Annotated in this window: 20 protein-coding genes; 12 read left to right on the top strand and 8 right to left on the bottom strand. The window is 71.9% G+C overall.

The features are described from left to right. Nucleotides 1–59 precede the first annotated feature (59 nt). Entirely contained in the window at nucleotides 60–923 is an 864-nt protein-coding gene (locus LADH09A_RS05720) for a TylF/MycF/NovP-related O-methyltransferase (RefSeq protein WP_238643678.1), read from the top strand. 127 nt (nucleotides 924–1050) lie between these two features. Here the strand turns inward: LADH09A_RS05720 and LADH09A_RS05725 are convergent, their stop codons facing one another. Next, the gene (locus LADH09A_RS05725) at nucleotides 1051–1419 is read right to left on the bottom strand and encodes a VOC family protein (RefSeq protein WP_238643679.1); all 369 of its coding nucleotides are present in this window, start codon (nucleotides 1417–1419) and stop codon (nucleotides 1051–1053) included. 93 nt (nucleotides 1420–1512) lie between these two features. Between LADH09A_RS05725 and LADH09A_RS05730 the strand changes: the two genes are divergently transcribed. Then, entirely contained in the window at nucleotides 1513–2478 is a 966-nt protein-coding gene (locus tag LADH09A_RS05730) for a helix-turn-helix transcriptional regulator (RefSeq protein ID WP_238643680.1), read from the top strand. A 102-nt stretch (nucleotides 2479–2580) separates the two neighbouring features. Here the strand turns inward: LADH09A_RS05730 and LADH09A_RS05735 are convergent, their stop codons facing one another. After that, nucleotides 2581–3633, bottom strand: coding sequence for an LCP family protein (locus tag LADH09A_RS05735; RefSeq protein ID WP_238643681.1), 1053 nt, complete (start codon nucleotides 3631–3633; stop codon nucleotides 2581–2583). A gap of 192 nt (nucleotides 3634–3825) precedes the next feature. Here LADH09A_RS05735 and LADH09A_RS05740 point away from each other — a divergent pair, with 192 nt between their 5' ends. The 6 genes from LADH09A_RS05740 to LADH09A_RS05765 all read left to right on the top strand — a co-directional run bounded on the left by LADH09A_RS05740 (nucleotide 3826) and on the right by LADH09A_RS05765 (nucleotide 9686). Further along, nucleotides 3826–3975, top strand: coding sequence for a hypothetical protein (locus LADH09A_RS05740; RefSeq protein ID WP_238643682.1), 150 nt, complete (start codon nucleotides 3826–3828; stop codon nucleotides 3973–3975). A gap of 23 nt (nucleotides 3976–3998) precedes the next feature. Continuing rightward, nucleotides 3999–4514, top strand: a complete 516-nt coding sequence (locus LADH09A_RS05745) for a hypothetical protein (protein ID WP_238643683.1) — start codon at nucleotides 3999–4001, stop codon at nucleotides 4512–4514. Beyond that, nucleotides 4504–6036 carry a glycosyltransferase gene (locus tag LADH09A_RS05750; protein WP_238643684.1) on the top strand — a complete coding sequence of 511 codons (1533 nt, stop codon included), beginning with the start codon at nucleotides 4504–4506 and terminating at the stop codon, nucleotides 6034–6036. The genes LADH09A_RS05745 and LADH09A_RS05750 overlap by 11 nt, the downstream gene beginning before the upstream one ends. Nucleotides 6037–6042: 6 nt before the next feature. Continuing rightward, nucleotides 6043–6906 (top strand): choice-of-anchor P family protein, encoded by an 864-nt coding sequence (locus tag LADH09A_RS05755; protein WP_238643685.1) that lies wholly within the window; start codon nucleotides 6043–6045, stop codon nucleotides 6904–6906. 6 nt (nucleotides 6907–6912) lie between these two features. After that, entirely contained in the window at nucleotides 6913–8073 is a 1161-nt protein-coding gene (wecB, locus tag LADH09A_RS05760) for a non-hydrolyzing UDP-N-acetylglucosamine 2-epimerase (protein ID WP_238643686.1), read from the top strand. A gap of 128 nt (nucleotides 8074–8201) precedes the next feature. After that, on the top strand, nucleotides 8202–9686 hold the full coding sequence (locus LADH09A_RS05765; RefSeq protein ID WP_238643687.1) for an acyltransferase family protein: 1485 nt from the start codon (nucleotides 8202–8204) through the stop codon (nucleotides 9684–9686). Nucleotides 9687–9773: 87 nt separating this feature from the next. On the opposite strand, the gene LADH09A_RS05770 is transcribed toward LADH09A_RS05765, so the two are convergent. The 3 genes from LADH09A_RS05770 to LADH09A_RS05780 all read right to left on the bottom strand — a co-directional run bounded on the left by LADH09A_RS05770 (nucleotide 9774) and on the right by LADH09A_RS05780 (nucleotide 13412). Then, the gene (locus LADH09A_RS05770) at nucleotides 9774–11003 is read right to left on the bottom strand and encodes a YeiH family protein (RefSeq protein WP_238643688.1); all 1230 of its coding nucleotides are present in this window, start codon (nucleotides 11001–11003) and stop codon (nucleotides 9774–9776) included. After that, the gene (locus LADH09A_RS05775; protein ID WP_179779490.1) at nucleotides 11003–11149 is read right to left on the bottom strand and encodes a hypothetical protein; all 147 of its coding nucleotides are present in this window, start codon (nucleotides 11147–11149) and stop codon (nucleotides 11003–11005) included. Before LADH09A_RS05775 ends, LADH09A_RS05770 begins: the two co-directional genes overlap by 1 nt. A gap of 388 nt (nucleotides 11150–11537) precedes the next feature. Continuing rightward, nucleotides 11538–13412: a pectate lyase-like domain-containing protein gene (locus tag LADH09A_RS05780; protein WP_238643689.1), complete on the bottom strand. Its 1875-nt coding sequence runs from the start codon at nucleotides 13410–13412 to the stop codon at nucleotides 11538–11540. Nucleotides 13413–13653: 241 nt separating this feature from the next. Between LADH09A_RS05780 and LADH09A_RS05785 the strand changes: the two genes are divergently transcribed. Beyond that, nucleotides 13654–14604 (top strand): hypothetical protein, encoded by a 951-nt coding sequence (locus LADH09A_RS05785; protein ID WP_238643690.1) that lies wholly within the window; start codon nucleotides 13654–13656, stop codon nucleotides 14602–14604. A gap of 39 nt (nucleotides 14605–14643) precedes the next feature. Further along, nucleotides 14644–15198, top strand: coding sequence for a hypothetical protein (locus tag LADH09A_RS05790; RefSeq protein ID WP_238643691.1), 555 nt, complete (start codon nucleotides 14644–14646; stop codon nucleotides 15196–15198). 48 nt (nucleotides 15199–15246) lie between these two features. On the opposite strand, the gene LADH09A_RS05795 is transcribed toward LADH09A_RS05790, so the two are convergent. After that, nucleotides 15247–15981 carry an AfsR/SARP family transcriptional regulator gene (locus LADH09A_RS05795; RefSeq protein WP_238643743.1) on the bottom strand — a complete coding sequence of 245 codons (735 nt, stop codon included), beginning with the start codon at nucleotides 15979–15981 and terminating at the stop codon, nucleotides 15247–15249. 197 nt (nucleotides 15982–16178) lie between these two features. Here LADH09A_RS05795 and LADH09A_RS05800 point away from each other — a divergent pair, with 197 nt between their 5' ends. Then, the gene (locus tag LADH09A_RS05800; protein ID WP_238643692.1) at nucleotides 16179–19247 is read left to right on the top strand and encodes an AfsR/SARP family transcriptional regulator; all 3069 of its coding nucleotides are present in this window, start codon (nucleotides 16179–16181) and stop codon (nucleotides 19245–19247) included. A 61-nt stretch (nucleotides 19248–19308) separates the two neighbouring features. Then, the gene (locus LADH09A_RS31575; protein ID WP_274529064.1) at nucleotides 19309–22350 is read left to right on the top strand and encodes an AfsR/SARP family transcriptional regulator; all 3042 of its coding nucleotides are present in this window, start codon (nucleotides 19309–19311) and stop codon (nucleotides 22348–22350) included. Nucleotides 22351–22355: 5 nt separating this feature from the next. Here the strand turns inward: LADH09A_RS31575 and LADH09A_RS05810 are convergent, their stop codons facing one another. Then, on the bottom strand, nucleotides 22356–22910 hold the full coding sequence (locus LADH09A_RS05810; protein WP_238643693.1) for a dihydrofolate reductase family protein: 555 nt from the start codon (nucleotides 22908–22910) through the stop codon (nucleotides 22356–22358). 73 nt (nucleotides 22911–22983) lie between these two features. After that, nucleotides 22984–23574, bottom strand: coding sequence for a hypothetical protein (locus LADH09A_RS05815; RefSeq protein WP_238643694.1), 591 nt, complete (start codon nucleotides 23572–23574; stop codon nucleotides 22984–22986). Nucleotides 23575–23585: the final 11 nt, after the last annotated feature.

Here is a 23585-nt window from a genome sequence, read left to right on the forward strand (position 1 = left end):
GCAGGGATCAGGCGGACCGCCCAGATGACTACCCGAGACACCGATAAGGAGATCTGCCGATGAGTGAGATGTTGGTGCCGACACAGGCGTCCGAGCCGATGCTGGACGACCCGCGCGCCCTCTACTGCGACCTGCTCAAGAAAGCGCTGACCAGGTACGTCTTCCGCGAGACGTGGATGCCCTACCAGCCGCGCCGGGGGTCCCTGCACGGCAAGCTCTACCAGCGTGGCCGGCACCTGCTGCAACGCAAGGGGCTGGAGCTGGTCCTCCAGTTCCCGTTCGACGAGGAGGCACGGGCCACCGGCCGGGACTGGCCGCCGGAGGCCGAGACCATGATCGGTCTGCGCCGGCTGGACAATCTGGAGCGGTGCATCGCGGACGTGCTGGACCGGGGCGTGCCCGGCGACCTGATCGAGACCGGCGTGTGGCGGGGCGGGGCGGTCATCTTCATGCGCGGGATGCTGCGCGCCTACGGTGACCGGGACCGGACGGTGTGGGTCGCGGACTCGTTCCGGGGTCTGCCGAAGCCGGCGCCCCACCGGATCGAGGACGTCGAGGACGGGCTCTGGCAGGTGCCCTTCCTGGCCGTGTCGCTGGAGCAGGTGAAGGCCAACTTCGACCGGTACGGGCTGCTCGACGACCAGGTCCGCTTCCTCAAGGGCTGGTTCGCCGACACCCTGCCGGACGCGCCCGTGGAGCAGATCTCGGTGATGCGTCTCGACGGAGACCTCTACGACTCGACGATGGTGGCGCTGCGCTCGCTCTACCCGAAGCTCTCGGTCGGCGGGTACGTGATCATCGACGACTACCACGCGGTACGCGGCTGCAAGCAGGCCGTCGACGACTTCCGCGCCGCGCACGGCATCGTGGACGAGCTGCACCAGGTCGACTGGACGTGCCGCTACTGGCGGCGGTCGCGCTAGGTCTGCCCCGGCGAGGTCGGCGGGTGGGAGGTTCGAGGACTTCCCACCCGCCGTTGTCGTGCGGTCAGGATGCCACGGCCGACGGTCTGAGGCTCGAGATCGTGCGCGCCTGCCGCACTGTGGCCTTTCAGCCCCGCGGTGCGACCCGGATACGGTTCCCGTCAGGATCGGCGGCGAGGAAGGTCAGCCCAAATCCCGCATCATGAGGCTCCCGCAGGATCGTGACCCCCTGGGACTGCCACTGCTTGAAGATCGCGTTGACCTCGTCGGGTCCACCGCCGCCGATGGCCAGGCACACCTCACTGGTACGCGGAACGTCCGGCGACAGACCCTCGAACTGGCCGGACCAGACAGCGAGGTCAGCGCCCGGCCCGAGGTCAAAGGTGATGTATCCCGGAGTCTCGAACGAGGGCCTCAGGTCAAGGAGCTCGCCGTAGAAACGAGCTGCGGCGGGAGCGTCGTTCACGTAGACGATGGACACGACGGATCTGGTCATGGTTGTTCCTTCTCACGGCTCGTAGGTGTGCATCCACCAGCCTGGCTGGAATATGCGCCGCATCGTGTCGCAATTTCCTGGAAAGCTCCGCGTGTGAACCCGGACCGTTTCTTCGCACTGATGCTGCTGCTCGAATCGAGGGATGGCGCGACCACCCAGGAACTTGCCTCGGCGCTCGGGGTTTCCCTCCGAACCATCACCCGGGACCTGAACTGGCTCCGTGACGCCGGTCTGCCGGTGACCGCCCACCGGGGCCGCCTCGGCGGCGTGACCATGCTGCCCGGGTCCGGGCTCGACCTCACACGACTCACGCCTGGCGAGCATGACCATCTTTCGCTCATCGGGCTGGATGAGAAGCAACGCGCGGACCTCAACGCATCGGCCGAGAGCCGACGCGCGCTCGCCAAGCTCGCCGCGAGACAGTCACGTCGAGTTCATGAGCTCCTGCCGCTCACCGACGTCGTGCACGTGGACAGCCGTCCCTGGCACCAGAGACGCGCTTCCGGCACGAGTCCGGCTTCACTGATCGGCGCGGTGCGGCGAGGTCGCCAGCTACGGATTGAGTACGACAGCCCCCGCGAGCCGTCCCCACGCGACCTGGTCGTGGATCCCTACGGGCTGCTCGCCAAGGCCGGCATCTGGTACCTCGTCGCCGACCGTGCCCGGGTGCCACGGATGTACCGACTCGAACGGATCACCACGTGGAAAGAAGTCGACCAGCCACGACGGCTCCGCGAGAACCACACCCTGGCCACCGTCGCCGCAGCGCTCACTGATCAGTGGGAGCACCACCACGCGCTAGAGGTCAGCGCCACCATCGACCGGACCCAGATCGAGCGAGCGCAACGGATCTTCGGCCTACGACTCGTCCGGGACGACGATGAGGAATCCGGGAACGGCCACAAGGTAACGATTCGCTTCCCGCATCTGGAGGACGTGCGAGCACTACTGCCGTTCGGGAACGCCGTCACTGTGCACGGCCCCACCGAAGCCAGGGCTCACCTCCGCGACCTCGCCACCAACCTTGCCCACCACTACGCGCCGGCACCAACGTCCTGAACAGCAACACCCAGCGCTGTCGGGCAAGGAGGGCTCGTCGCCGCAGGCGAGATCCGCGCCCGGCCGACGAGGACGAGTAGCCCTCGGGCTGACAGCGCCGTCCTAGTTCGCCGGTGGCGTCTGCGGGTTGGCCGCGAGCCACTGCGCCACGCGGTCGTCGCGCAGGGCCGTGAAGAGCGCCGGGGCCCGGACCTCGTCCAGCCGTACCGCGGACCCGGCGGGGGTCTGCAGGTTGGCGTCACTGAAGGGGACGGTGACGAACTGGACCGTCTCGGGCTTCACCTTGCGCAGCGCGAGGGTGAGGTCGGCCAGATTGAGGTCGCGGTCGACGATCAGCGACTCCGCTGCCGTGGTGAGCACCCGGTCGAGCCGGGTCGGGCTGGTGAGCAGACTCGTCGCGGTGACCCGCTCGGCGAGGGCACGCACCACGAGCTGCTGGTCGTGGATGCGCCCGAAGTCACCGCCGGGCACGCCGTGCCGCTGCCGCATCAGGTCGTCGGCCGCCTTGCCGTCCAGGTCGTGACAGCCGGCGAGCCAGGTGACGCCGGTGTCCGAGGACTTGACGGTGTACGGCAGGCACACGTTGATGCCCTCCACCGCGTCGACGAGCTTGCGGACGGCGGCGAAGTTCGCCACCAGCACTCCGTCCAGCGGCAGGCCGGTGAGTCTGGCGACCGTCTCGGCGGCCAGCGCGGCCCCACCGAACGCGAACGCGGCGTTGATCTTGTTCGGTCCGCCGGACCAGGTCTGCCCCGCGGCGGGCACGTGGACGTAGCTGTCCCGGGGGATGGAGACGACGGTGGCACCGTCGCGGGCGGCGTTGACGTGCACCAGCATGATGGTGTCCGACCGCTCCCCCGGATAGAGGGCCTGGTCCGGCTCGCCGTCGCGGGAGTCCGACCCGAGCAGCAGGAGGTTGAGCGGTCCCGACTTCCACCGGCGCTCGTCGCGGGGGCCGGTGCCCTGACCGAGGATGTCCTCGCGCTGCACCCGGCTCTCGTACCGGTGCTTCAGGCCGAAGCCGACCGTGACGACGCCCCCGCAGAGCACGCCGAACAACGCGATCAGGGCGACCATGGCCTTCTTCCAGCGCGCCACGGCCCGCCATCGCGACGTCGCGGGCGGGACCGTCCGGCGGGGGTTTCCGGGCACCATCTTGACCACCTCTGACCAACCTGTCGGGACGCCTGAACCTGTTGCGGGGCAAGGGAAGTCGGCGTGAGCGGCTGACACCCTTCCACCTAAGGAGTATTTAATCACTCTTTAGGGTTTCCATGCCGCTTTATCCTCTTTGCCCGATTCACCCGATGCCATTCTGGCCTCCGGGTTAGCGAGGGGGGTTTGGGCATGTACGGAGTACCCACCAAGGGGCCACACATCGGCGGCGGTCTCGCCGCCACCGGGGTCGCCATTCAGTCGTGGTTGCTGGTCGGCGTCGGGCTGGTCGTGCTGGGCCTGGCGTTGTGGTTCGTCGCGATGTTGGGCCGCGAGCGATGACGGCTTCCCCACGGGGGGCGTGGTTGCGCGCCAGTGCGGGGATCCTGTTCGGCATCGCCGTCGCCGCCGCCACCCTGTGGCGGTGGCACGACATCGCCAGCGGCGAGGCGTGGCTCAACGCCAGGCTGGTCGACGCGGTCGGGTTGGCCGACGCCAGGTCGATCGGCGCGGCCGTCATCTTCCCGCTGGACGAGCGCTGGGTCGGCTTCATGGTCTCCAGCGGCTGCTCGGTCGCCATGTTGCTCATCCCGCCGATCGTGCTGGCCTCGACGCTCGTCGGCTTCCGGCGCATCTCGGTGTCCCGCGGGCTGAACGCCCTGGCGATGGCCATCGTGCTGCTGGTCACGGTGAACCAGTTCCGGCTCGCCGCGGTGGTGGTCTCGATGCAGACCTGGGGCTTCCGGCTCGGCTACGAGCGCAGCCACGTGCTGATCGGCTCGGTGATCACGACCGCTGGCCTGATCGCTGTCGCGATCCTGTTCGTGGTCCTGGTCAGCCGCACCAAGCGGCTCCGTGGAGGGATCGCCGGTGTCCACTGAGACCCAGTCCCTCGCACTGCTCAACACGGCGGCGTTCCTGCTGTGTGTCAGCTTCTGCGCGTACGTGCTGAGCATCCTGGTGTTCCACCTCAAGAGCCGACGTAGTCGGGGCGGCAGCCCGGACGGCTTCGACTGGCACATCATCGTGCCGTGCCGCAACGAGGCCTCGGTCGTCGGCGGCACGGTCCGGCGACTGCTCAGCGACTTTCCCCAGGCAACCGTCTGGTGCGTCGACGACGCCTCCGACGACGGCACGCTCGCCGAACTGGCCGCCTTCGCCGACCAGCCTCGGGTGCACGTCATCGAGCGTCAGCTGCCGGACGCGCGGCAGGGCAAGGGCGCCGCTCTCAACGCCGCCTGGCGCCGCATCGAGCAGTGGTTGCCGGCCAACGCCGACCGCACCCGGGTGATCGTGGGCGTCCTGGACGCGGACAGCCGACTCGACCCGCAGGGTCCCGTCGCCCTCTCCGGGCGGCAGTACTTCGGCGGGGAGGAGGTCGGCGCCGTGCAGGTGGAGGTGCGGATGCTCCAGTGCGCACCCCGTCGGTACGCCCCGACGACCGAGGTCAGCGGCTGGGGACGGCTGCTGATCCGGTTGCAGGACATGGAGTTCCGCGCACCGATCGCCGCCATGCAGTCCCTACGCCGACGGACCGGCAGTGTCGCGATGGGCGGCAACGGCCAGTTCACCCGGCTGTCGCTGCTCAACGAGATCGCCGACGAGCACGGCACACCGTGGCACGGGGCCCTGCTGGAGGACTTCGAGCTGGGCCTGCACATCCTGCTGGCCGGTGGGCGCACCGAGTACTGCTCGGAGAGCTGGGTGGCCCAGGAGGCACTGACCCGGATCGGGCCGCTGGTGCGGCAACGCACCCGCTGGGCTCAGGGGTCGATGCAGTGCGGCCGCTACCTCGGCAGGGTGCTGCGGTCACCGCGGATCCGCAACTCCGCGACCCTGGAGATCGCCCACTTCCTGGCCGCACCGTGGACCCAACTGCTCGGTACGCCGGTCTATCTCGCCTGCCTCGTGGTGATGAGCTACTACATCGACAACACCACCGGTGGGTTGCAGGGCTGGTGGAGCAGTGGCGGCTGGGGCGTACCCCCGCTGGTGCTCGTCTTCGGTGTCGGGCCGTTCGCCCTGTGGGGCATCGTCTACCGCTCCCGGTGTGAGCCGCAGTTGTCGGTGACCAGAGCGTTGCTGCTCGGTGTCTGCCACTGGCTCTACAGCTACGCCCAGTCGTTGGCGGTCTGGCTGGCCTTCGCCCGCATGGTGACCGCCCGCACCGACTGGCAGAAGACCGCGCGTGCCGCGGATCCGCCCACACCACCGGCCCCGGTCCGGGCCGTGGGTCGAGTGGCCGTGCCGGCCCAGCCGCGCCGGGTGCAACCGCCGCGCAGATCTGGTCGCGCCGACGGACCCCGCTCGATCAGGCCGCCCCGGCACCTGACCCACCTCTCGCACCTCACCACCACCCCCACCACCACAGACCGCCCCACAATCGCCCACGTCAGAAAGTAGACATCTATGCCACGAGTTAGATCCGGTCTCGCCCGTACCGCCGCGGTGCTGGCCGGTGGCCTCGCCATGGTCGTCCTGGCGGCCTCTCCGGCCATGGCCGACACCTCCCAGTCCTCAGCCTCCGCACTACAGATCAGCCTGCTCGGTGGTGGCCTCGCGAGTTCCGGCACCGCGTCGGCCACGAACGACGGCACCACCGAGTCGATCTCCGGAAACCAGACTCCCCCTCTGGGCGTGCTCGGCGGGCAGACCGTCATCACCGCCGGGGTGTTGGTCCAGAACGTCCGGGCCTTCAACGACGGCACCTCGGCGGCCTGCGCCGGCGTGCTCGGCGTCGGCGGCACGGTGACCATCGGTCCCGGCGGGTCGTGCCTCGTCACGCCCGGCGCCGGGGTGTCGCTGGTCCTCGGGACCAGCGGCCTCGCCTCGATCGCCCTGGTGGCCGACGCCATCACCTCGCAGTGCACGGCCACCAGCAGCCCGTCGGCGACGGGTTCGACGAGCCTGGTGAACGCCCGGATCACGTCGACGCTGCTCGGCATCGAGACGACGCTGCTCAGCCTGCCGGTCAACCCGGCGCCCAACACCGGGCTGAACGTCCCGGGGCTGCTCAACCTGACCCTCAACGCACAGTCCAGCTCGGGTGTCGGTCAGTTGACCGTCACGGCGCTGAACCTGACGGCGCTCGGTGGAGCGCTGGCAGGGGTGACCATCGGCACGTCCAGCTGCGGTGCCAACGCGATCGCACCCCCCATTCCGGTGATCCCGCTGGCCGGGGCACCGATCGCGCTCGGTATCGGCGCACTCGTGGCCGGCACCACCGGCGGGTTCTCGCTCTGGCGGCGTCGCCGCGCGGCAGCCAGGAGCTGACCCGACATGTGTGCGAGCAGATCGACATCACGAGAGGTTTTGATCCTGGCCGGCACCAGGCCGGAAGGGGTCAAGACCGCGCCTCTGATCCGCCGTCTCCTCGATGACCCGAGGTTCACGGTGCGGGTGGCGGACACCGGTCAACAGCCGGGACGCGTCGCTGAGGCACTCGCCCCGTTCGGCCTCCACCCGGAGGTGAGCCTGCGCCCGCAACGGCACACCGGCTCGCTGGCGGAGTTGGCGGCGGCACTGATCACGGGGATCGACGATCTGGTCACACACCACCGTCCAGCGGCGGTCGTGGTGCAGGGGGACACCACGACCGCCCTGGCCGGCGGGACGGTCGCGTTCTGGCGGCGCGTTCCCGTCGTACACCTGGAGGCCGGGCTGCGGACGGGCGACCTGGATCGGCCGTTCCCGGAGGAGGCTAACCGGGCCATGCTCGCGCGCATCGCGGCGCTGCACCTGGCGCCGACCCCGGCGGCCAGGGCGAACCTCATCGGCGAGGGCATCCCCTCGGACGCGATCGTGGTGACCGGCAACACGGTCGTGGACGCGCTCCAGGATCTGGTCGAGCGAGGCACGGCCCAACCACCGACCTGGGTCGACCCGGGCCGGAAGCTGGTGGTGGCGACCGTGCACCGCCGGGAGAACTGGGGTCACGGGGTGGCCGCCACACTGGACGGTCTGAGCCGGTTGGCGCGACGCTGCCCCGAGGTTCAGATCGTGATGGTCGCCCATCCCAACCCGCAGGTCAGCGCAGCGGTCACCGCGGGGCTGACCGGCATCGCCAATGCCCGAGTCACTCCACCACTGCCCTACCCGCAGATGATCGGGCTGCTGCGGGTGGCCGACCTGATCGTCACCGACTCGGGTGGGCTTCAGGAGGAGGCCGCCACCCTGGGGGTCCCGTTACTGGTCACCAGGGACACCACGGAACGGCCGGAGGCCCTGACCGCGGGCCGCGGCGAGCTCGTCGGCACCGACCCGGAGCGGCTCGTGTCGGCCGGGCTTCGGTACCTCGCCGTCGGGCGCGGCGGCGCGGTCGGCTCGCCGTTCGGCGACGGGAAGGCCAGCGAACGCTCGGTCGCCGCCATGGCGGGGCTGTTGAGCCTGCCGGTCCCCCGCGTGGCGCAGCGTCGCCGGGTCGTCTCCCCCGCCGCCTGAAGGTTCGAGAATCGGGACAATCACCCATTACGGGGACAAACCTCCTTTACGCACTGATAATTGGCACATCGACCGGCGGCGTTCCGCTCTGTCGATCCCCACCATTCAGTGATCAGAGGAGTCGTCAGGTGCAGGCGTGGTTCAACGGGCAGCGATCCCCGACGCTGGAGGGCCGGTATTCGGCCCAGCACAACGCCTTCGGCGTGCTTCGCCTGGCGATGGCGTGCGGCGTGATCGTCGCGCACGCCGGGCCGCTGGGCTTCGGTCAGGCGAACGTCGGAGCGGCGACATTCGGCCGGCAGAGTGACCTCGGCACCATGTGCCTGTACGGATTCTTCCTGATCTCCGGATATCTCATCACCGAAAGCGCACTGCGCTCCACGCTGCGCCAGTACGTCCGCGCCCGGGTGCTGCGCGTCTTTCCGGGACTGTGGGCCTGCCTGCTCGTCACCGCGTTCGTCTTCGCCCCCCTGGCGGCGCTGTACGAGAACGGCAACCTCGACGGCTTCTGGGGGCACCCGGAGGGGCCCTTCGACTACGTCCTGACGAACCTCGTCGCCTCGATGGAGCAGTTCCCCATCTCCGGGCTGCTGGCCGACACCCCGTACGGGCAGATCGTCGGCGGACCCAGCGCGTTCGACGGGTCACTGTGGACCCTGCGGTACGACCTGGCCCTCTACGCCGTCGTCGGCATCCTCGTGGTGACCTCGGTCCTGCACAAGGCGCCTCGCGCGGTGCTGGTCCTGACCGCCGGCTCGTACGCGCTGATCCTGGCGGACTTCTTCACGGCACCGACCTGGAGCTCCCGGCCGCCGCAGCACGGCGCGATCGGACCGTTCCCGCTGATCGGCGCCTTCGCCGCCGACTGGACGTTGATGCTCGGCTTCCTGTTCCTGCTCGGTGCCGCCGCACGGCTCTACGCGCACCGGATCCCCGTGAACCGGGAGCTGGCCGTACTGGCCTCGGTGGTGCTGGTCGGATCACTGTGGCTGGGCGGGTTCTTCGCGGTCGGCCTGCCGGCGTTCGCTTACCTCGTGCTGTACGCGGCGGTCGCGCTGCCGAAGCGGCTGTCCACGATCAGCCGCCGGCACGACTACACGTACGGCATCTACATCTACGGCTTCCCGGTGCAGCAGCTGGTCGCCCTGTTCGGCGGCGCCCGGTTCGGGATCGTCGTCTACATCGTGCTGAGCCTGCTCGGCGCCCTGCTCTTCGCCATGCTGTCCTGGCACCTGGTGGAACGCCCGGCCCTCGGCCTCAAGACCGGCAGTGGGCGCGCCCGGCACCGCCAGACCAGCCGCGCCGCCAGCCCGCCCGCCCTGCCGATCCCCGCACCGGTGACCGCCGCGGCCACCATTCCGCGTCCCGACACGGCCGACACCGGACGGCGCAGGGCCGGCGCCCGGCACAGCCGGTCGACGAAGATCGAGCAGCCCGCGGTGACCGTGCCGAGTGGTGCGGGTCAAGCCTATGTCGACAGTCTGCCCTTCCTGGCCCGGCCCGAACGGGTCAGGACGGAAGCCCTGCCGGGCTCGACGAAGAAGCCGACCTCGCACGCGCGATCGGGGCGGGCACGCCACGCGCAGCCAGCCTCGAAGACACCCTCTCAGTGAGTGCGACCGGCGGGGCCGGAGCCGACCCGGCCCGGCCCCGCCGGTGCACCCACGACCGTCCGCAGGCCACGACGGTGACGCGTCGACTCAAGCCGAGAAGTTGCGGAACAGCAGCGACGCCAGGCCCAGTGCCAACGCCAGGTTGAAGACGGTGGCACTGGCGAACACCGCCACCGGCCGCCAACCGGCCTCCCGCAACGACGCGACCCGGACCTCCAGGCCGATGCTGACGAAGGCCAGGATCAGGAACCAGACGCGCAGGTCGTTGACGATGGCGATGGTCGCCTTGCCGTCCGCGCCCGCCGCGTCGAGGTACCACGTCGCGATGACCGAGGCGGCGATGAAGCCCAGGACGAACTTGGGAAACCGCGTCCACAGCTCGCCGAGGCCCGGTCGGGCCGCGCCGGGCCGCCGCTCCACCCGCAGGGTGAAGTACGCGGTGAGGGCGACCGCGACGACACCCATCAACGCGTTCTGGGTCACCTTGACGATGCTGGCGATCTGGAGCGCCTCCTCGCCGGCGAGCGCCCCCGCGGCAGTGACCGCGGCGGTGGTGTCGATGTTGCCGCCGATCCAGGCGCCGGCCACCGCGTCGGACAGCCCGAACACGTCGGCGAGCCAGGGCAGGATGAAGATCGACGGCAGCGCGAAGATGATGACCAGGCTCGCCGTGTAGGCCAACTGCTCCCGGCGCGCACGAACCGCGCCGGCCGCGGCGATAGCCGCGCTGACCCCGCAGATCGACACCGCCGACGCGAGCAACGCGCGCAGCTTGTCGTCGAGGCCGAATTTGCCGGCCAGCCACCAGGTGAACAGGAAGACCCCGCTGATCAGCAGGATCGCCTGGGCGATGGCCGGCCCGGCCGCGCTGGCGATCACGGCCAGGTTGATCGAGGCTCCGAGCAGCACGAGGCCGGTCTTGATGAAGAACTCGGTCCGGAAGGCCGCGGCGATGCGGTCCCGCCATCCGAGCAGCGTGACGGCGACGTTGCCCAGCAGACCCAGCAGGATGGCGTAGACCGGGTACTCGATCGCCGCGCCGACATCCTCGACCGCGCTGCCCTCGGCCCACCCCGGAACGTTCTGCTCCAGGTAGCGGGTGAGCGCGGCGAGGCCCACCACGATCACCAGGCCGAGCAGGGTCCAGGCCCAGAACCCGCCGCCACGCGCCGCGGTGGTGGTCGGGTCGGCGGGATCGCCGGTGGTCGGCGGCCCACTGCCCGGGACTGGCACGGCGGCGTCGGCGGGTGCCGCGCCGCCCCGGGTGGCGTCGACCGTCCGGGTCTCGTCACCGGTGCGGGTCGCGTCCGTGGTCATCAGGGCACCAGCCCGGCGGGGATGGCACCGAGCAGGACCAGTGCGAGCAGGGCCAGGCCGAGGATGGTCGCCACCCAGTCCTCGTTGAACGACAGCCGGGACTCCCCGGCCGTCGGTGGGGTGGGCGGTGACGGGTCGGTGGTCATGGCGTACCTCCAGGGGTGACCGGATCCGGGCGTGCCGGATCGGCGGAGAAGCGGGACACGGAAACGCGAGGGCCTCGACGACCGCGCGGAAGAGCGCCGGGGGCCGGAGCCCCGCGGACGGCGCACGATCCGGCCACGACGGCCGGATGAGAGACGGCGGCGGTCAGTCGATCGCTGGTGAGCCCGGACAGAGTTCCGAGGCGACGCGCATCAGGTCCACGACCCGACGCGAGGTGAGGAGCGGACCGACCGGCATTCACCTATTTTCCTACCGACACGATAGGAATTCAAGACCGATCGAGCGCGGATTGGATCCGTTGGCCCCGTTCCACAGCCGACGGGGCCGGGAGCCATACCGGCCCCGGCCCCGTCGGTACGCGCGAGATCCCTACGAGACCGGGTACTGCTTGAGGTAGACCGGTACGCCGACCTTGGTCATGTCGGCCGCCTCACCGACGCCGTTGACCACGTGGTCGATCGTGCCGGCACTGAGGTTGACGGTCATGATGTGGTGCAGCTTCACGCCCGGCCGGTTCGGCACCTCGAAGCCGTTCTCGGTGTGGATCGACGGGTTGTTCTGGTTGAACACGTACACCCCGCCGCCGTGCAGGGTGTGGTGACGCACCCGGTCACCGACCTTGTACCCGGCCCAACCCTCGACCGCGCCGTTCATCCAGTCGGCCTGGGTCGGCGGGTCGTACGGCAGCTCGTTCTGGTACAGGATCGTGGTGCCGTGCTCGCCGTTCCAGACCGTGTTGTAGCGCTGGAAGTGCTCCACGAACAGGCCGGTCGCGGTCACGTGGTCGCCATTGATGACAGCGCCGTAGCGACCGGTGTTGGTGCGCCAGCGGTCGGTGTCACCGTTGACGCCCTCGGTGAAGCCCTCGACGCCGTGGTCACCGCGCCAGACCCAGGTGTGGTCGATGAGCACGTTGTCGCTGTTGACCTCCAGCGCGGTGTTCGTCCGGCCGATGTGCGGGCCACCGACCCGGAAGTACACGTCCGACAGCGTAGTCGGGTTGTGCGGGCTGCTGGCGTTGTGGCCGTGCTGGCGCCCGACCCGCAGCAGGACCGGCGACTCGACCAGACCGGCGTCGATCGTGACACCGGCGACGATCACGCCGGGGACACCGGCGACGTCGAGCGGGATGGCGCCGTTCACCGCGGTGAGCGTCGCGTGGCCGATCCCGAGCACCACCGTGCCCGGACGCCGGACCTCGATGCTGCGGGCGATGTCGTACGTGCCGGGGGTGAGCAGCAGGTGCTTGCCGCGCGCGAGCTGGGCGTTGATGACGCGTACCGGGTCGGACGGCTTGGCGACGAAGAAGTCGCCGATGCCGATCGTCCGCCCCGGCGTCATGCCGTCGGCCCAGGAGACACCCCGGGTGTCACGCTGCGCGGCGGGCACCCGTACGTGGTAGCGGCCCTTGCCGTCGACGAAGAGGTACGGCTTCTCCCGGCTCAGCGGGGTGGTCTCCAGGGTGGTGTACGGCGGGTCGGGGAACGTGGCGTCGTCCGGTGCGCCCTCGACGCCCGCGAAGACCTGGTTCCACACCGCGTTGGACCAGCTGCCGACCTCGCTGTTACGGGTCAGCCACTGCTGCTGCGAGCCGTTGGTGGTGGCCGGCAGCCGCGAGTCGGCGATGAATCCGCCGCTGGCGAACTGCGGGCCGGCCGTGCAGTAGTCCATCAGCGACAGACCGCCGCCGCCGATGTTCAGTCGGCGCATCGACACCGCCTGGGACACCGCCCAGAAGTTCGCCGTCGACCGGCAGCCGTCCTGACCGGCGGCGTTGACGGTGAGCGACAGGTTGGACAGGGTGCGCCAGAAGTTGACCAGCGCGAGGCAGTTGCCGGTGCCACCGTCGGCCAGGCAGCGGTTGTAGACCTCGAGTTTGCCGTTGACGGTGACGTCGGTGGGCGAGGCGCCCAGACCGGAGACCTCGGTGTAGTAGCCGACCTTGGCCTGCAACGGCTGCTCGGCCGTGCCGTACGTGCCCGGCTTGAACAGGTAGGCGTGCCGCTCGGTGCCCATCTCGTTGTCGACCTGCCGGGCGTGGGCCGCGTCCAGGGTCTGCTGGATCTCGGCGACCGGCATACCCGGGTCGAAGATCGTCACGTTGGGGCCGAAGTCCGGTGCGCCGGACGGCGGACGGCCGGCGCTGGCGGCGGTGCTGGTCACCACGACGGCGGTGGCCACCACCAGAGCGAGGAGAAGGGTACGACCGGAGGTCCGGCGAACCCGTCGGGGCGGGACTGTCATGTGGTTCGTCCTCTCCGCTGGCCGGACCTCGTACCTCCGGCACAGCTGGGGCGGTGAGAGCGCTCTCTGACCCCTCCGGCCGGGGTGGGGCCGGGACGCAGGGGTTGACATGTTTCTACCCGCTAAATCGACCGCACGCCATCAGCCGCCCACCGCGAATGTCGACGCGGACCGTGCCGGCGGTACGTCGGCGGTACGTCGGCGGTACGAAAAGGGAACGCGGCGCTGGTCTGCTCGGGTCATGCGAGTACGCAGGACACCTGGACCACTCCGGCCCCGACGGCGGGCACTCGTCGCGGTCACCGCCGTCGTCGCCGTCGCGCTGCCGCTGGCCGCGACGTCGATCGCGGGAGCCTGGCCCGGCTCGACCTCGGCCGGCCCGGTGTCGACCCGCACGGCCCCGGCCGACCCGGCCCCCGCCGGACCCGTCACGGCGGAGGAACGACAGCTCCTGAGCCGCGCCGAGTCGCTTCTCACCCGAGACTGCATGACCCGCGCGGGATTCCAGATGTGGCTGGACGCGTCGCCGCCGGCCGACGAGCTGCGCTCCTTTCCGTACATCGTCGACGACCTCGCGTGGGCGCGCCGGCACGGTTTCGGCTCGGACCTGGTGGAGGCGGTGGACGCCCGCCGGCTCGCCGACCCCAACCAGCGCTACGTCAGTGGCCTCTCCCCCGAGCGCAGGGAAGCACTGCTGGCCGCGCTCAACGGTCCTCGGCCGGAGGGCCTGGAGGCGCGGCTCCCCTCCGGTGGGGTGATGCGCCGCAGCGCCGAGGGGTGCACGTCCGAGGCGCAGCGTCAGCTCTACGGCGACCTGGCGCAGTGGTACCGGGCGAACAAGGTGGTCGCCGACCTGAGCTACCTGCGGCAGCGCCGGGTCCTCGCCGACCCCGCCTGGACGGCCGCGCTGCGGCCGTGGGCGCGGTGCCTGCGGCAGCAGGGGTACGCCGCCGACAGCCCGCAACGACTGCGGGAGAGCGTCGGCGACCGCGGCCGGGAAGCCGAGATCGCCGCCGCGGTCGCCGAGGCACGGTGCGCCCAGGACGGGCTCGCCGCGACGGCACGGGAGCTGGACGCCCGCCACGGCGACGAGCTGGCGGCGGCTCACCACCAGGACGTGGCGACCAGGAACCGGCTGGAGCACGGGGCGATCCCTCGGGCCCGGGCCGTGGTCGCCAGCGAGCAGGAATGAACGCCGAGGCGATGGTCGCCCGGCGAGAAGGAGGACGAGATGAGACGTATCCACCTGGTCATGGCGGGGGCCGCGATGCTCGCGATGCTGCTGTCCGGCGCACCGGCGGCCGCATCCCCCGCGCAACCCGACTCGGTCGGGTCGGCCAGTCAGGCCGCACCGGTCGACCGGGACGGCCGGGCCGAGCGGGTCGACCTACCCCGGAGAACCCCGGCGGACGGCGCGCGGACGGCCGCGGAGGGCAACGGCTACTTCTACGCCTACGAGCACGCCTACTGGGGTGGTGGCTGGTGCGCGTGGGCGGGCAACGCGAAGAACTGGATCAACCCGGGCGGCGCCGGCACCAGCGGCCAGTGGGGCTGCGGCGGTAACTACGGCTTCGACAACATCGCCACGTCGGTGTGGAACAACGGGGTCCGCCACAACTACGACGCGGTACGGATGCACGTCGGGACGTTCCACAGCGGTGGCAGCATGTGCCTGTCCCGCGGCGACTCCTGGGCCGACTTCACCCTCGGCTGGCAGGTCTTCAACGACGGCACCGCCGCCGACAACCAGATCAGTTCGCACTACTGGGGCGTCTCCTGCGTATGACGCCCAGCCGGGCGGGGGCCATCGAGCCCCCGCCCGGCACCACCACGCTCAGCAGGGGACATCACCGGACAGCAGCGCACGGTGCAGGTCACGCAGCTCCCGACCCGGCTCGATGGCGAGCTGCGCCGACAGCTCCGCCCGCCAGTCCCGGTAGACCCCCAGGCCGTCGGCGGTACGGCCACTGTGGTGCAGGGCCAGCATCAACTGACCACGCAGTCGCTCCCGGTACGGGTGCCGGCGTACCAGCGTGACCAGTTCCCCGACCACCTGCGGGTGGTGGCACAAGGCCAACCGCGCGGCCACCCGCTGCTCGACGGCGGCAAGCCGTGCCTCCTCCAGTTGCGGCGCCTCGGCGTCGGTCAGCTCGTCGGTGCCGTCGGCCAGCGCCGGCCCGCGCCACCACCCCAGACCCGCGGTCAGCGCGTCCGACGCCTCGGCCGCCCGCCCCGCACGGAGCAGCAGGTCGGCTCGCCGCACCTCGTCGAGGAACCGGTCGAGGTCGAGCTCACCCGGTGCCACGCGCAGCGCGTACCCGTCCCGCCAGGACCGGATGCGGTCGGCCCCGAGCGACGCGCGCAGCCCGCTGATCCGCTTGCGCAGCTGGGTACGCGCCGTCGCGGGCGGTCGCTCGGCCCACAGCAGGCGTACCAGCCGATCCACCGACACCATCCGGCCGCGCGCGAGCAGCAGCGCGGCCAGTACCGAACGCTGCTGCGGGCCGGCCAGGCGCACCGGCCGACCCGCCCGGACGGCCTCGATCGGCCCCAGGATGCGAAAGTCCATCTGCGTCACCTGTTCCTCCTCGTCGCCGAGCACACGGTCGCAGCGGGCGTCGTCGAAGCGCTGTCATCGCGCTGTCACGGCCCTTCCCGTGGGCGAACACCGTGCGTCACGGTCACACCGTCGTGTCGGACCGTCGTGTTACCGTCGCTCTCGGTCGGTGCCGTGCGGCGTCTGGTCGTCCCGACCCTGGGGGCTTCGTGGAGTGGGACTTCGCCGTGCTCGGCACGCTTCGCGTCACCCGGCACGACCGCGTGATCCCCGTCCCGGCCAACCGGCAGCGGGCGTTGCTGGCGACGCTGCTGCTCAACCGGGGTGAGACGGTCAGCGTCCCCGCCCTCGTCGACCGGGTCTGGGGCTCCCGGGCACCCGCCCACGCAAAGGCGGCGCTGCACTCACTGGTCCGGCGGCTGCGCAGCACCCTCACCATCGAGGACCACCCGGGCGAGCTGATTGCGACGCGGGCCAGCGGCTACGTCCTCGACCTGCCCCCGGCCGCCCTCGACCTCGCCCGCTTCGACACGCTCGTGGCGGCCGGCCTGCCCGCCGACCCACACCGCCGCGCCGACCTGCTGCGCGACGCCCTGGCGCTGTGGCGCGGTGACCCGTTGGCAGACGTCGACTCCGAGGTGCTGCACCGCGAGGATGTGCCGGCCCTGACCGAGCGGTGGGCGCGCGCCACCGAGGTCTTCTTCGACACCGAGCTGACCCTCGGCCGGCACACCGAGATCGTCGCGGAGCTGCGACAGGCGACCCGGCGCAGCCCGTTGCGCGAGGGGCTGTGGGCACAGCTGATGCTCGCGCTGTATCGCAGCGGGCGGCAGGCCGAAGCCCTCGACGCCTTCCATCGGCTCGCCGCGATCCTCGCCGACGAGTTGGGCGTCGACCCGGGGCCGGCGGTGCTGAAGCTGCGCGACGGCGTGCTCCGCGCGGACCCCGCGCTGAGCTGGCGACCACCCGCGGCGACGCCCACCGTCACTCCCGCCGCACCACCGATGTTCCAACTGCCGGCCGACACCGGCGGGCTGCACGGTCGCGCCGCGACGGTCGCGGCCATCCGGCGGTCCATCGGCACGGCCGTCAGCGAGGGACGCCTGCCGCTGGTGTCCGTCTCGGGTGCCCCGGGCGTCGGCAAGACCGCCCTCGCCGTCCACCTCGGACACCAGCTCGCCGACGAGTTTCCCGACGGCCAGTGGTACGTCCGTCTGCGCGGCCAGCAGCAGACCCACGCTCGCCCGCTCGACGTCCTCGCCGAGTTGCTCACCTACTCGGGCGTGCGTGGTGCGGCCCAACCCGCCACGGCCGACGCGCGCGCCACCGCGCTGCGGGCGGCTCTCGCCGGCCGCCGCGTCCTCATCGTCCTGGACGACGCCGCCTCGGCGGAGCAGGTCGAGCCGCTGCTGCCCGGTGCCGGTGGCTGCGCGGTGATCGTGACCAGCCGCAGCACGCTCGGCGCGCTGGTGGCGCTGCACGGTGGCCGTGCCATCGGTCTTGACCCGCTCAGTCCGCAGGACGCGGTCGACCTGCTCACCGCGGTGTTCCAGGATCACGGTTTCTCCGTCGCGCCGGACGTCGTGCGCGACCTGGCCGGGCTCTGCGGCAACCTCCCGCTGGCACTGCGCATCGTGGCGGCCAACCTGGCCACGGCCGGCCCGACCGACGCGCACGCGTACGTGCGGCGACTGCGCGACGGCGACCGACTCGGCGGCCTGTCGGTGCCCGGTGATCCGCGAGTGACGCTGCGCGCCGCGATCGCGCCGTCCTACCAGCGGCTCGGCGCAGCGGAGCGGCGGGCGCTGCGGCTGCTCGGGTCGACGCCCACCGACTGCTTCACCATCGAGGACCTCGCGGCCCTCACGGACGTCGACTGGCCCGTCGCGGACGCGCTGCTGCGCACCCTGACCAGCAGCCACCTGGTCCGCCCCGCCCGGGGCGGCCGGTTCGCCACCCACGACCTGATCCGCCTGTACGCCGCCGAGCAGTCCCACCTCGAGGACACCGCCGACCAGCGCGCCGAAGCCCTCAGCCGGCTGTTCCACGGTTACCTGGCCACCGCCGACGCGCTGGCGCGGCGCAGCTATCCCCGGATGGCGTTCCTCCCGCAACCCGCCGGGCCGGTCCGGCGCACGGCCGCGGCGGCACTACCGGAGCAACCGGGCTGGTTCCGCGCCGAGTACGCCAATCTGCTGGCCGCGATCCGGCACCTGGCGCAGCACGGCCCGCGGGAGATCGCCTGGCACCTCGCCGACCGGATGCGCGGCTATCTCCAGGAGACCGGGGCACACGGCGAGTGGCGGTCGGTCGCCGAGCTGGGTCTGGCCCAGGCCCACCTTGAGGGCGACGACCAGGGGGTCGCCGCGATGCAGGCGAGCCTGGCGACGCTGAGCGCCAGCCGGGCCGACTACGCCGACGCGCGGCGGCGGTTCACCACGGCACTGACCATCCAGCTCCGTCTGGGCAACCGGGTCGGGCAGGCGTCCATCCTCAACAACCTCGGCATCGTGCACCGGGAGGAGGGCCGGCTGACCGAGGCCGGCGAGTGCTACGCGCAGGCCCTACGGCTCTACCGCGAGCTGGGCAACCGCTACGCCGAGTGGAGCTGCCTGGGCAACGTCGGTGTCGTCCAGCTGGAGTTGGACCAACTGCCCGACGCGGTCCGGGCGCAGCAGGCCGCGCTGGACGGTTACACGTCCCTGGCCGTCGCCGAGCAGCCGCTCAACGACATCGCCAACGTGCTGCACAACCTGGCCGTCGGCCTGCGCGCCCTCGGTCAACCCAGCCTGGCGGTGCTGCACCTCACCCGGGCCCTGGTGATCCGCCGGCAGGTGGGCAACCGCTACGGCGCCGCCACGGACCTGGATCAGCTCGCCGCCGCGTACGTCGACCTCGGCTACCACGCCAAGGCGCAGGACCTCGCCGAGGAGTGCCTGAGCATCGCCCGTGCGATCGGTCGACGCCGCGTCGAGGCGGAGGCGCTGGCCACCCTGGGCGCCGTCGCGCTCGGCCTGCACGGCCCGGCGGCGGCACTCGATCTGCTGCACCGGGCGCTGCGGCTGGCCCGCGAGATCGGTTACCGCCGGGCCGAGGTCAACGCCCATCTCGGCCTGGCCGCCGCGTACCGGGTGGCCGACCGGCACCGGGAGGCGGCGAGCCACGCCCAGATGGGCGAACAGCTCGCCCACGCGGCCCAACACCACCTGCTGGCCCGGCAGGCCCGGGCGTTGCGCGGGCCGGGCGAGCCCGAGACGCTGCTGCGGGCGGCCTGCTGAGCGCCGCCACGGCCGGGCCCGACGTCGCCGGCCGACCTCCGGTCACCGTCACGCGGTTAGGATGACCGCCGTGCAGTTCGGGGTGCTGGGGCCGCTCGCCGTGACCACGGACGCCGGCGAGCCGGTGGTGGTGCCCGGCACGAAGGTACGCGCGCTGCTGGCCGACCTGCTGGCCAACCGAAACCAGGTGGTCTCGGCGGACCGGCTCATCGACGACCTGTGGGGCGAGGACAGCCCCGCCAACCCCGCCGGCGCCCTCCAGGTGCGGGTGTCCCAGTTGCGCAAGGCGCTCAACGACGCCGAGCCGGGCGCCCGCGAGCTGGTCGAGTCGCGGCCACCGGGCTACCTGCTGCGGGTTGACGCCGTCGACGTGGCGCGGTTCGACGAGCTGGCCCGGTGCACCGACGTCGAGCGGTTGACCGATGCCCTCGCGTTGTGGCGCGGCGAGGCGTACGCCGACGTGGCCGACGCCGAGTTCGTCCGCGCGGAGGCGACCCGCCTCGCCGAGCAGCGCCTCGCCGTCCACGAGCGGTTGGCCGAGGCCCGGCTGGCCCGGGGTGAACACGACCTGGTCGCCGCCGACCTCGCCGAATTGGTCACCCGGCATCCGCTGCACGAAGGCCTGCGGGCGGTGCAGCTGCGCGCGCTGTACGCCGCCGGCCGGCAGTCCGAGGCGTTGGACAGCTACGCCGACCTGCGGGACCGACTCGCCGAGGAGCTGGGCCTCGACCCCGGCCCCGAGGTGGTCGCCCTGCACCGCAGGATCCTCGAACAGGACGCCGCCCTCAGCGCGCCGCCGAAGGCCGCGGTCACCCGCACCAGCCTGCCCGCCCCGCTCGACGAGCTGGTCGGGCGCGCCGAGGCGCTGGCCGAGCTGGGCGAGCTGCTGCCCCGGCACCGACTGGTCACGCTGGTCGGGCCGGGTGGCGTCGGCAAGACCAGACTGGCCGTCGAGACGGCCCGCACGCAGTCCTTTCCCGACGGGGTCCAACTGGTCGAGCTGGCTCCGCTGCCCGCCGGTGACGCGCTCGTCGCCGAGCAGGTGCTCGCCGCTCTGGGCAGCCACGAGGCGGCCGGCACGAGCCTGTCCCCCGCCGACCGGCTGGTGACGACTCTGCGGCACCGACACCTGCTGCTCGTGCTGGACAACTGCGAACATGTCATCGACCCGGTCGCCGAGCTGGTCGCCCGGCTGCTGCGCGAGGTGCCCGGGCTGCGGGTGCTGGCCACCAGCAGGGAACCGCTCGGGCTGACCGGCGAGCTGCTCTGGGAGGTACCCCCACTGCCCGTGCCGGACGACGGTGACCTGGACACGGTCCGGCGCTCGGCGGCGGCCCGGCTGTTCGTCGCCCGCGCCGCCGCGCAGCAGCGCGGGTTCCGCCTCGACGGGCAGAGCGCCGCCGCGGTCGCCCAGCTCTGCCGCCGCCTCGACGGCCTGCCGCTGGCGCTGGAGCTGGCCGCGACCCGGGTCCGCGCGCTGGGCGTGCGCGGCGTGGTGGAACGGCTCGACGACCGTTTCCGGCTGCTCACCACCCAGCAGCGGGACATGCCGCCCCGGCAGCGGACGCTGACCGCGGTGATCGGTTGGAGCTGGGACCTCCTCGGCGAGACCGAGCGGGTGGTGCTGGCCCGGCTGGCGGTGTTCCGGGACGGTTGCACCCCGGAGGCCGCCGAGTACGTCTGCGGGACCGACCTGGACACCCTCGCCCGGCTGGTGGACCGGTCCCTGGTGGTGCTCGACGACTCCGGCGCCCACCCGCGCTACCGGCTGCTCGAATCGGTCGCCGCGTTCGGCCTGGCCCGGCTGACCGACGTCGACGCGGTACGCACCCGGCACGCCACCTATTACACAGAGCTGGCCGAGCGCGCCGACCCGGAGCTGCGCGGGGCCGACCAGCAGCGGTGGCTGGCGCTGCTGGACGCCGAGACGGCGAACCTGCGATCCGCGCTGGTGCACGGCGGCGGGTTGCGCCTGGCGGTCGCGCTGAGCTGGTACTGGCACCTGCGCGGCCGGCTCACCGAGGCGCGGCGGGCCCTGGCCGTGCCGGGCGACCCGGAGCAGGAGACCCGTGCGGCCCCCTGGCGGGTCGGCTTCGCCCTGTCGCAGGGCGAGGCGGTCGCACCGGACGACGTACGCGCCGCGGTGGTCGCCGACCCGGACGGCCACGCCGCGTGGTTCGCGGCCAACGCGGTGATCGAGCACGGCGACCTGGCCCTGGCCTCGGAGCTGCTGCCCACCGCCGCCCTCGACAGCTGGACCGAGGCCGCGGTGCTCAGCTCCCTGGCCCACCTCGCGCACGCCAACGGTGACCAGGCCACCCTGGAACGCACCGCGACCCGCAGCGCCGCGCTCTTCGCCGACCTCGGCGACCGGTGGGGTCGACTCCGGGCGACCGAGTGGGTGGGTGGCCTGGCCGACATGCGCGGCGAGCACGAGCGCGCCGCCGCGCTGCACCGCGAGGGGCTGCGCTGGGCCGAGGAACTGGCGCTGTGGCCGCAGGTCTGCGCGGAGCTGTCCTGGCTGGCCTGGCTCGCCGTGCAGACCCGCGACTACGCCCAGGGTCGGGAACTGGCCGAGCGCGCGTACGACCTGGCGGTGGAACAGGGTTCGCCCGGCGCGCTGGTCTTCGCGGAGATGAGCCTCGGGCTGGCCGCCCGCCGCGACGGCAAACTCGACCTGGCCGTCACCCACCTCAGCCACCTCGCCGAGCTGGGCCGGGGCGAGAGCCAACCAGCGCTCTATTTGCCGATGGTCCTGGTGGAGCTGGGCTACGCGGTCGAGCAGGGCGGTGACCCGGATGCCGCGCTGGCCCTGCACGTCGAGGCGTTCGAGACCGCCGAGGCGATGGCCACGATGCGAGACGCGGTCGGCCCCCTGGAGGGGATGGCGGCGGCGGTGCGCTCCCCCGAGGTGGCCGCCCGGCTGCTGGGCGCCGCGGCCGCCGCCCGGCTCGCCACGCAGTCCCCCGCCGCACCGGCCGAACGCGACGACACCGACCGGACGACCGAGCGCCTGCGAGCCGAACTCGGGCCGGAGCGGTTCGACGCGTTGCTCGCCGAGGGCGCGAAGCTGAGCCCGAGCGAGGCCCGGGCTCAGCTCTGATCTGGTCAGGCCGGCGTCTTCGGCGCGTACGAGGCGACGATCACGCCGCTCTTGTGCACCCGGGTGTCGACCAGGTCGAACGAGGCCTTGAAGTCGGTCAGCGGCACCGTCAGGTTGGCGCCGCCCTCCAGCACCGGGTGGATCCAGAACCGGACCTCGTCCACCAGGCCCGCCCGGATCAGCTGCGCGGTGACCGAGCCGAAGCCGTACTGGATGATGTTCTTGCCCTCCTGGGCCTTGAGCGCCGTGACCGCCTCGACCAGGTCGCCCTGGAGCACCTCCGTGTTGTTCCAGGTGGGGTCGGTGAGGGTGGTCGAGGCGACGTACTTCTTGACGTTGTTGAAGAACGCGGCGCCGGTGCTCGGGTCGCTCTCGTCCATGTTCGGCCAAACGGCGGAGAAGCCGTCGTAGGTGGCCCGGCCCATCAGCATCGCGTCGGCCTCGGTGGTCTGCGACCCGGCGAGGCTGGCGGCCTCCTCGTCGAAGTACGGCATGGTCCACATCGGGTTGTCGATGATGCCGTCGAGGGTGATGTAGGTCGAGTTGATGAGCTTGCGCATCGGGATCTCCTGGTTGTCTGTCGTGTTCTCCGGTGACACCCAGAACTCTGCCGGAACCCGCTTACGATTCGCTTCAGGTGCCCTTACCGGCATCCCCGGCCGCGTCGGAAGCCGCGCCGGGAGCCGCGTCCGGTAGCGGGTCGGTCAGCGGGATGGGCAGCGCCTGCGGCGTCACCGTGCCGCCGCCGGTCGAGTGCGCCGGTGCGGGGCGCTCACCGGTGCGGCTGTGCAGGCGGCCCTGCCCCGCCGGCCCGGCACGCCGGGTCACCTCGACGGTCACCATCCGCACCGGCGCGGGCGGCGCGGTGAAACGCCCGACACCCCACCGCACCCAGATCGGGATCCGACCGGCGTCCGCCTCGGCGCGCAACTTCTGCACCGTGCGGGCCCGGTCGGTGTGGTCGACCTCCACGACGACCGGCGGGCCGTCCGGGCGGGCACACGCCACGTCCAGGACCGAGTGCCGCTGCTCCAGGGGCGGCGGCAACGGCAGCACGCTCGGGGCGCGTCGGTAGACCCGCCAGCCCTGGGCCTCGGCCCACCGCACCACCGAGTCGATCACCCGTGCGGTGACCTCGTCGGTGCCCAGGTCGACGAAGGTCAGGTCCGCCAGAGCGCGACCGAGGTCGGACGCCAACCGCTCGCCCTGCGCCGTGACCTCCACCGGCGCAGGAT

Source organism: Micromonospora cabrerizensis (assembly GCF_022230955.1).
Lineage (GTDB): Bacteria > Actinomycetota > Actinomycetes > Mycobacteriales > Micromonosporaceae > Micromonospora > Micromonospora cabrerizensis.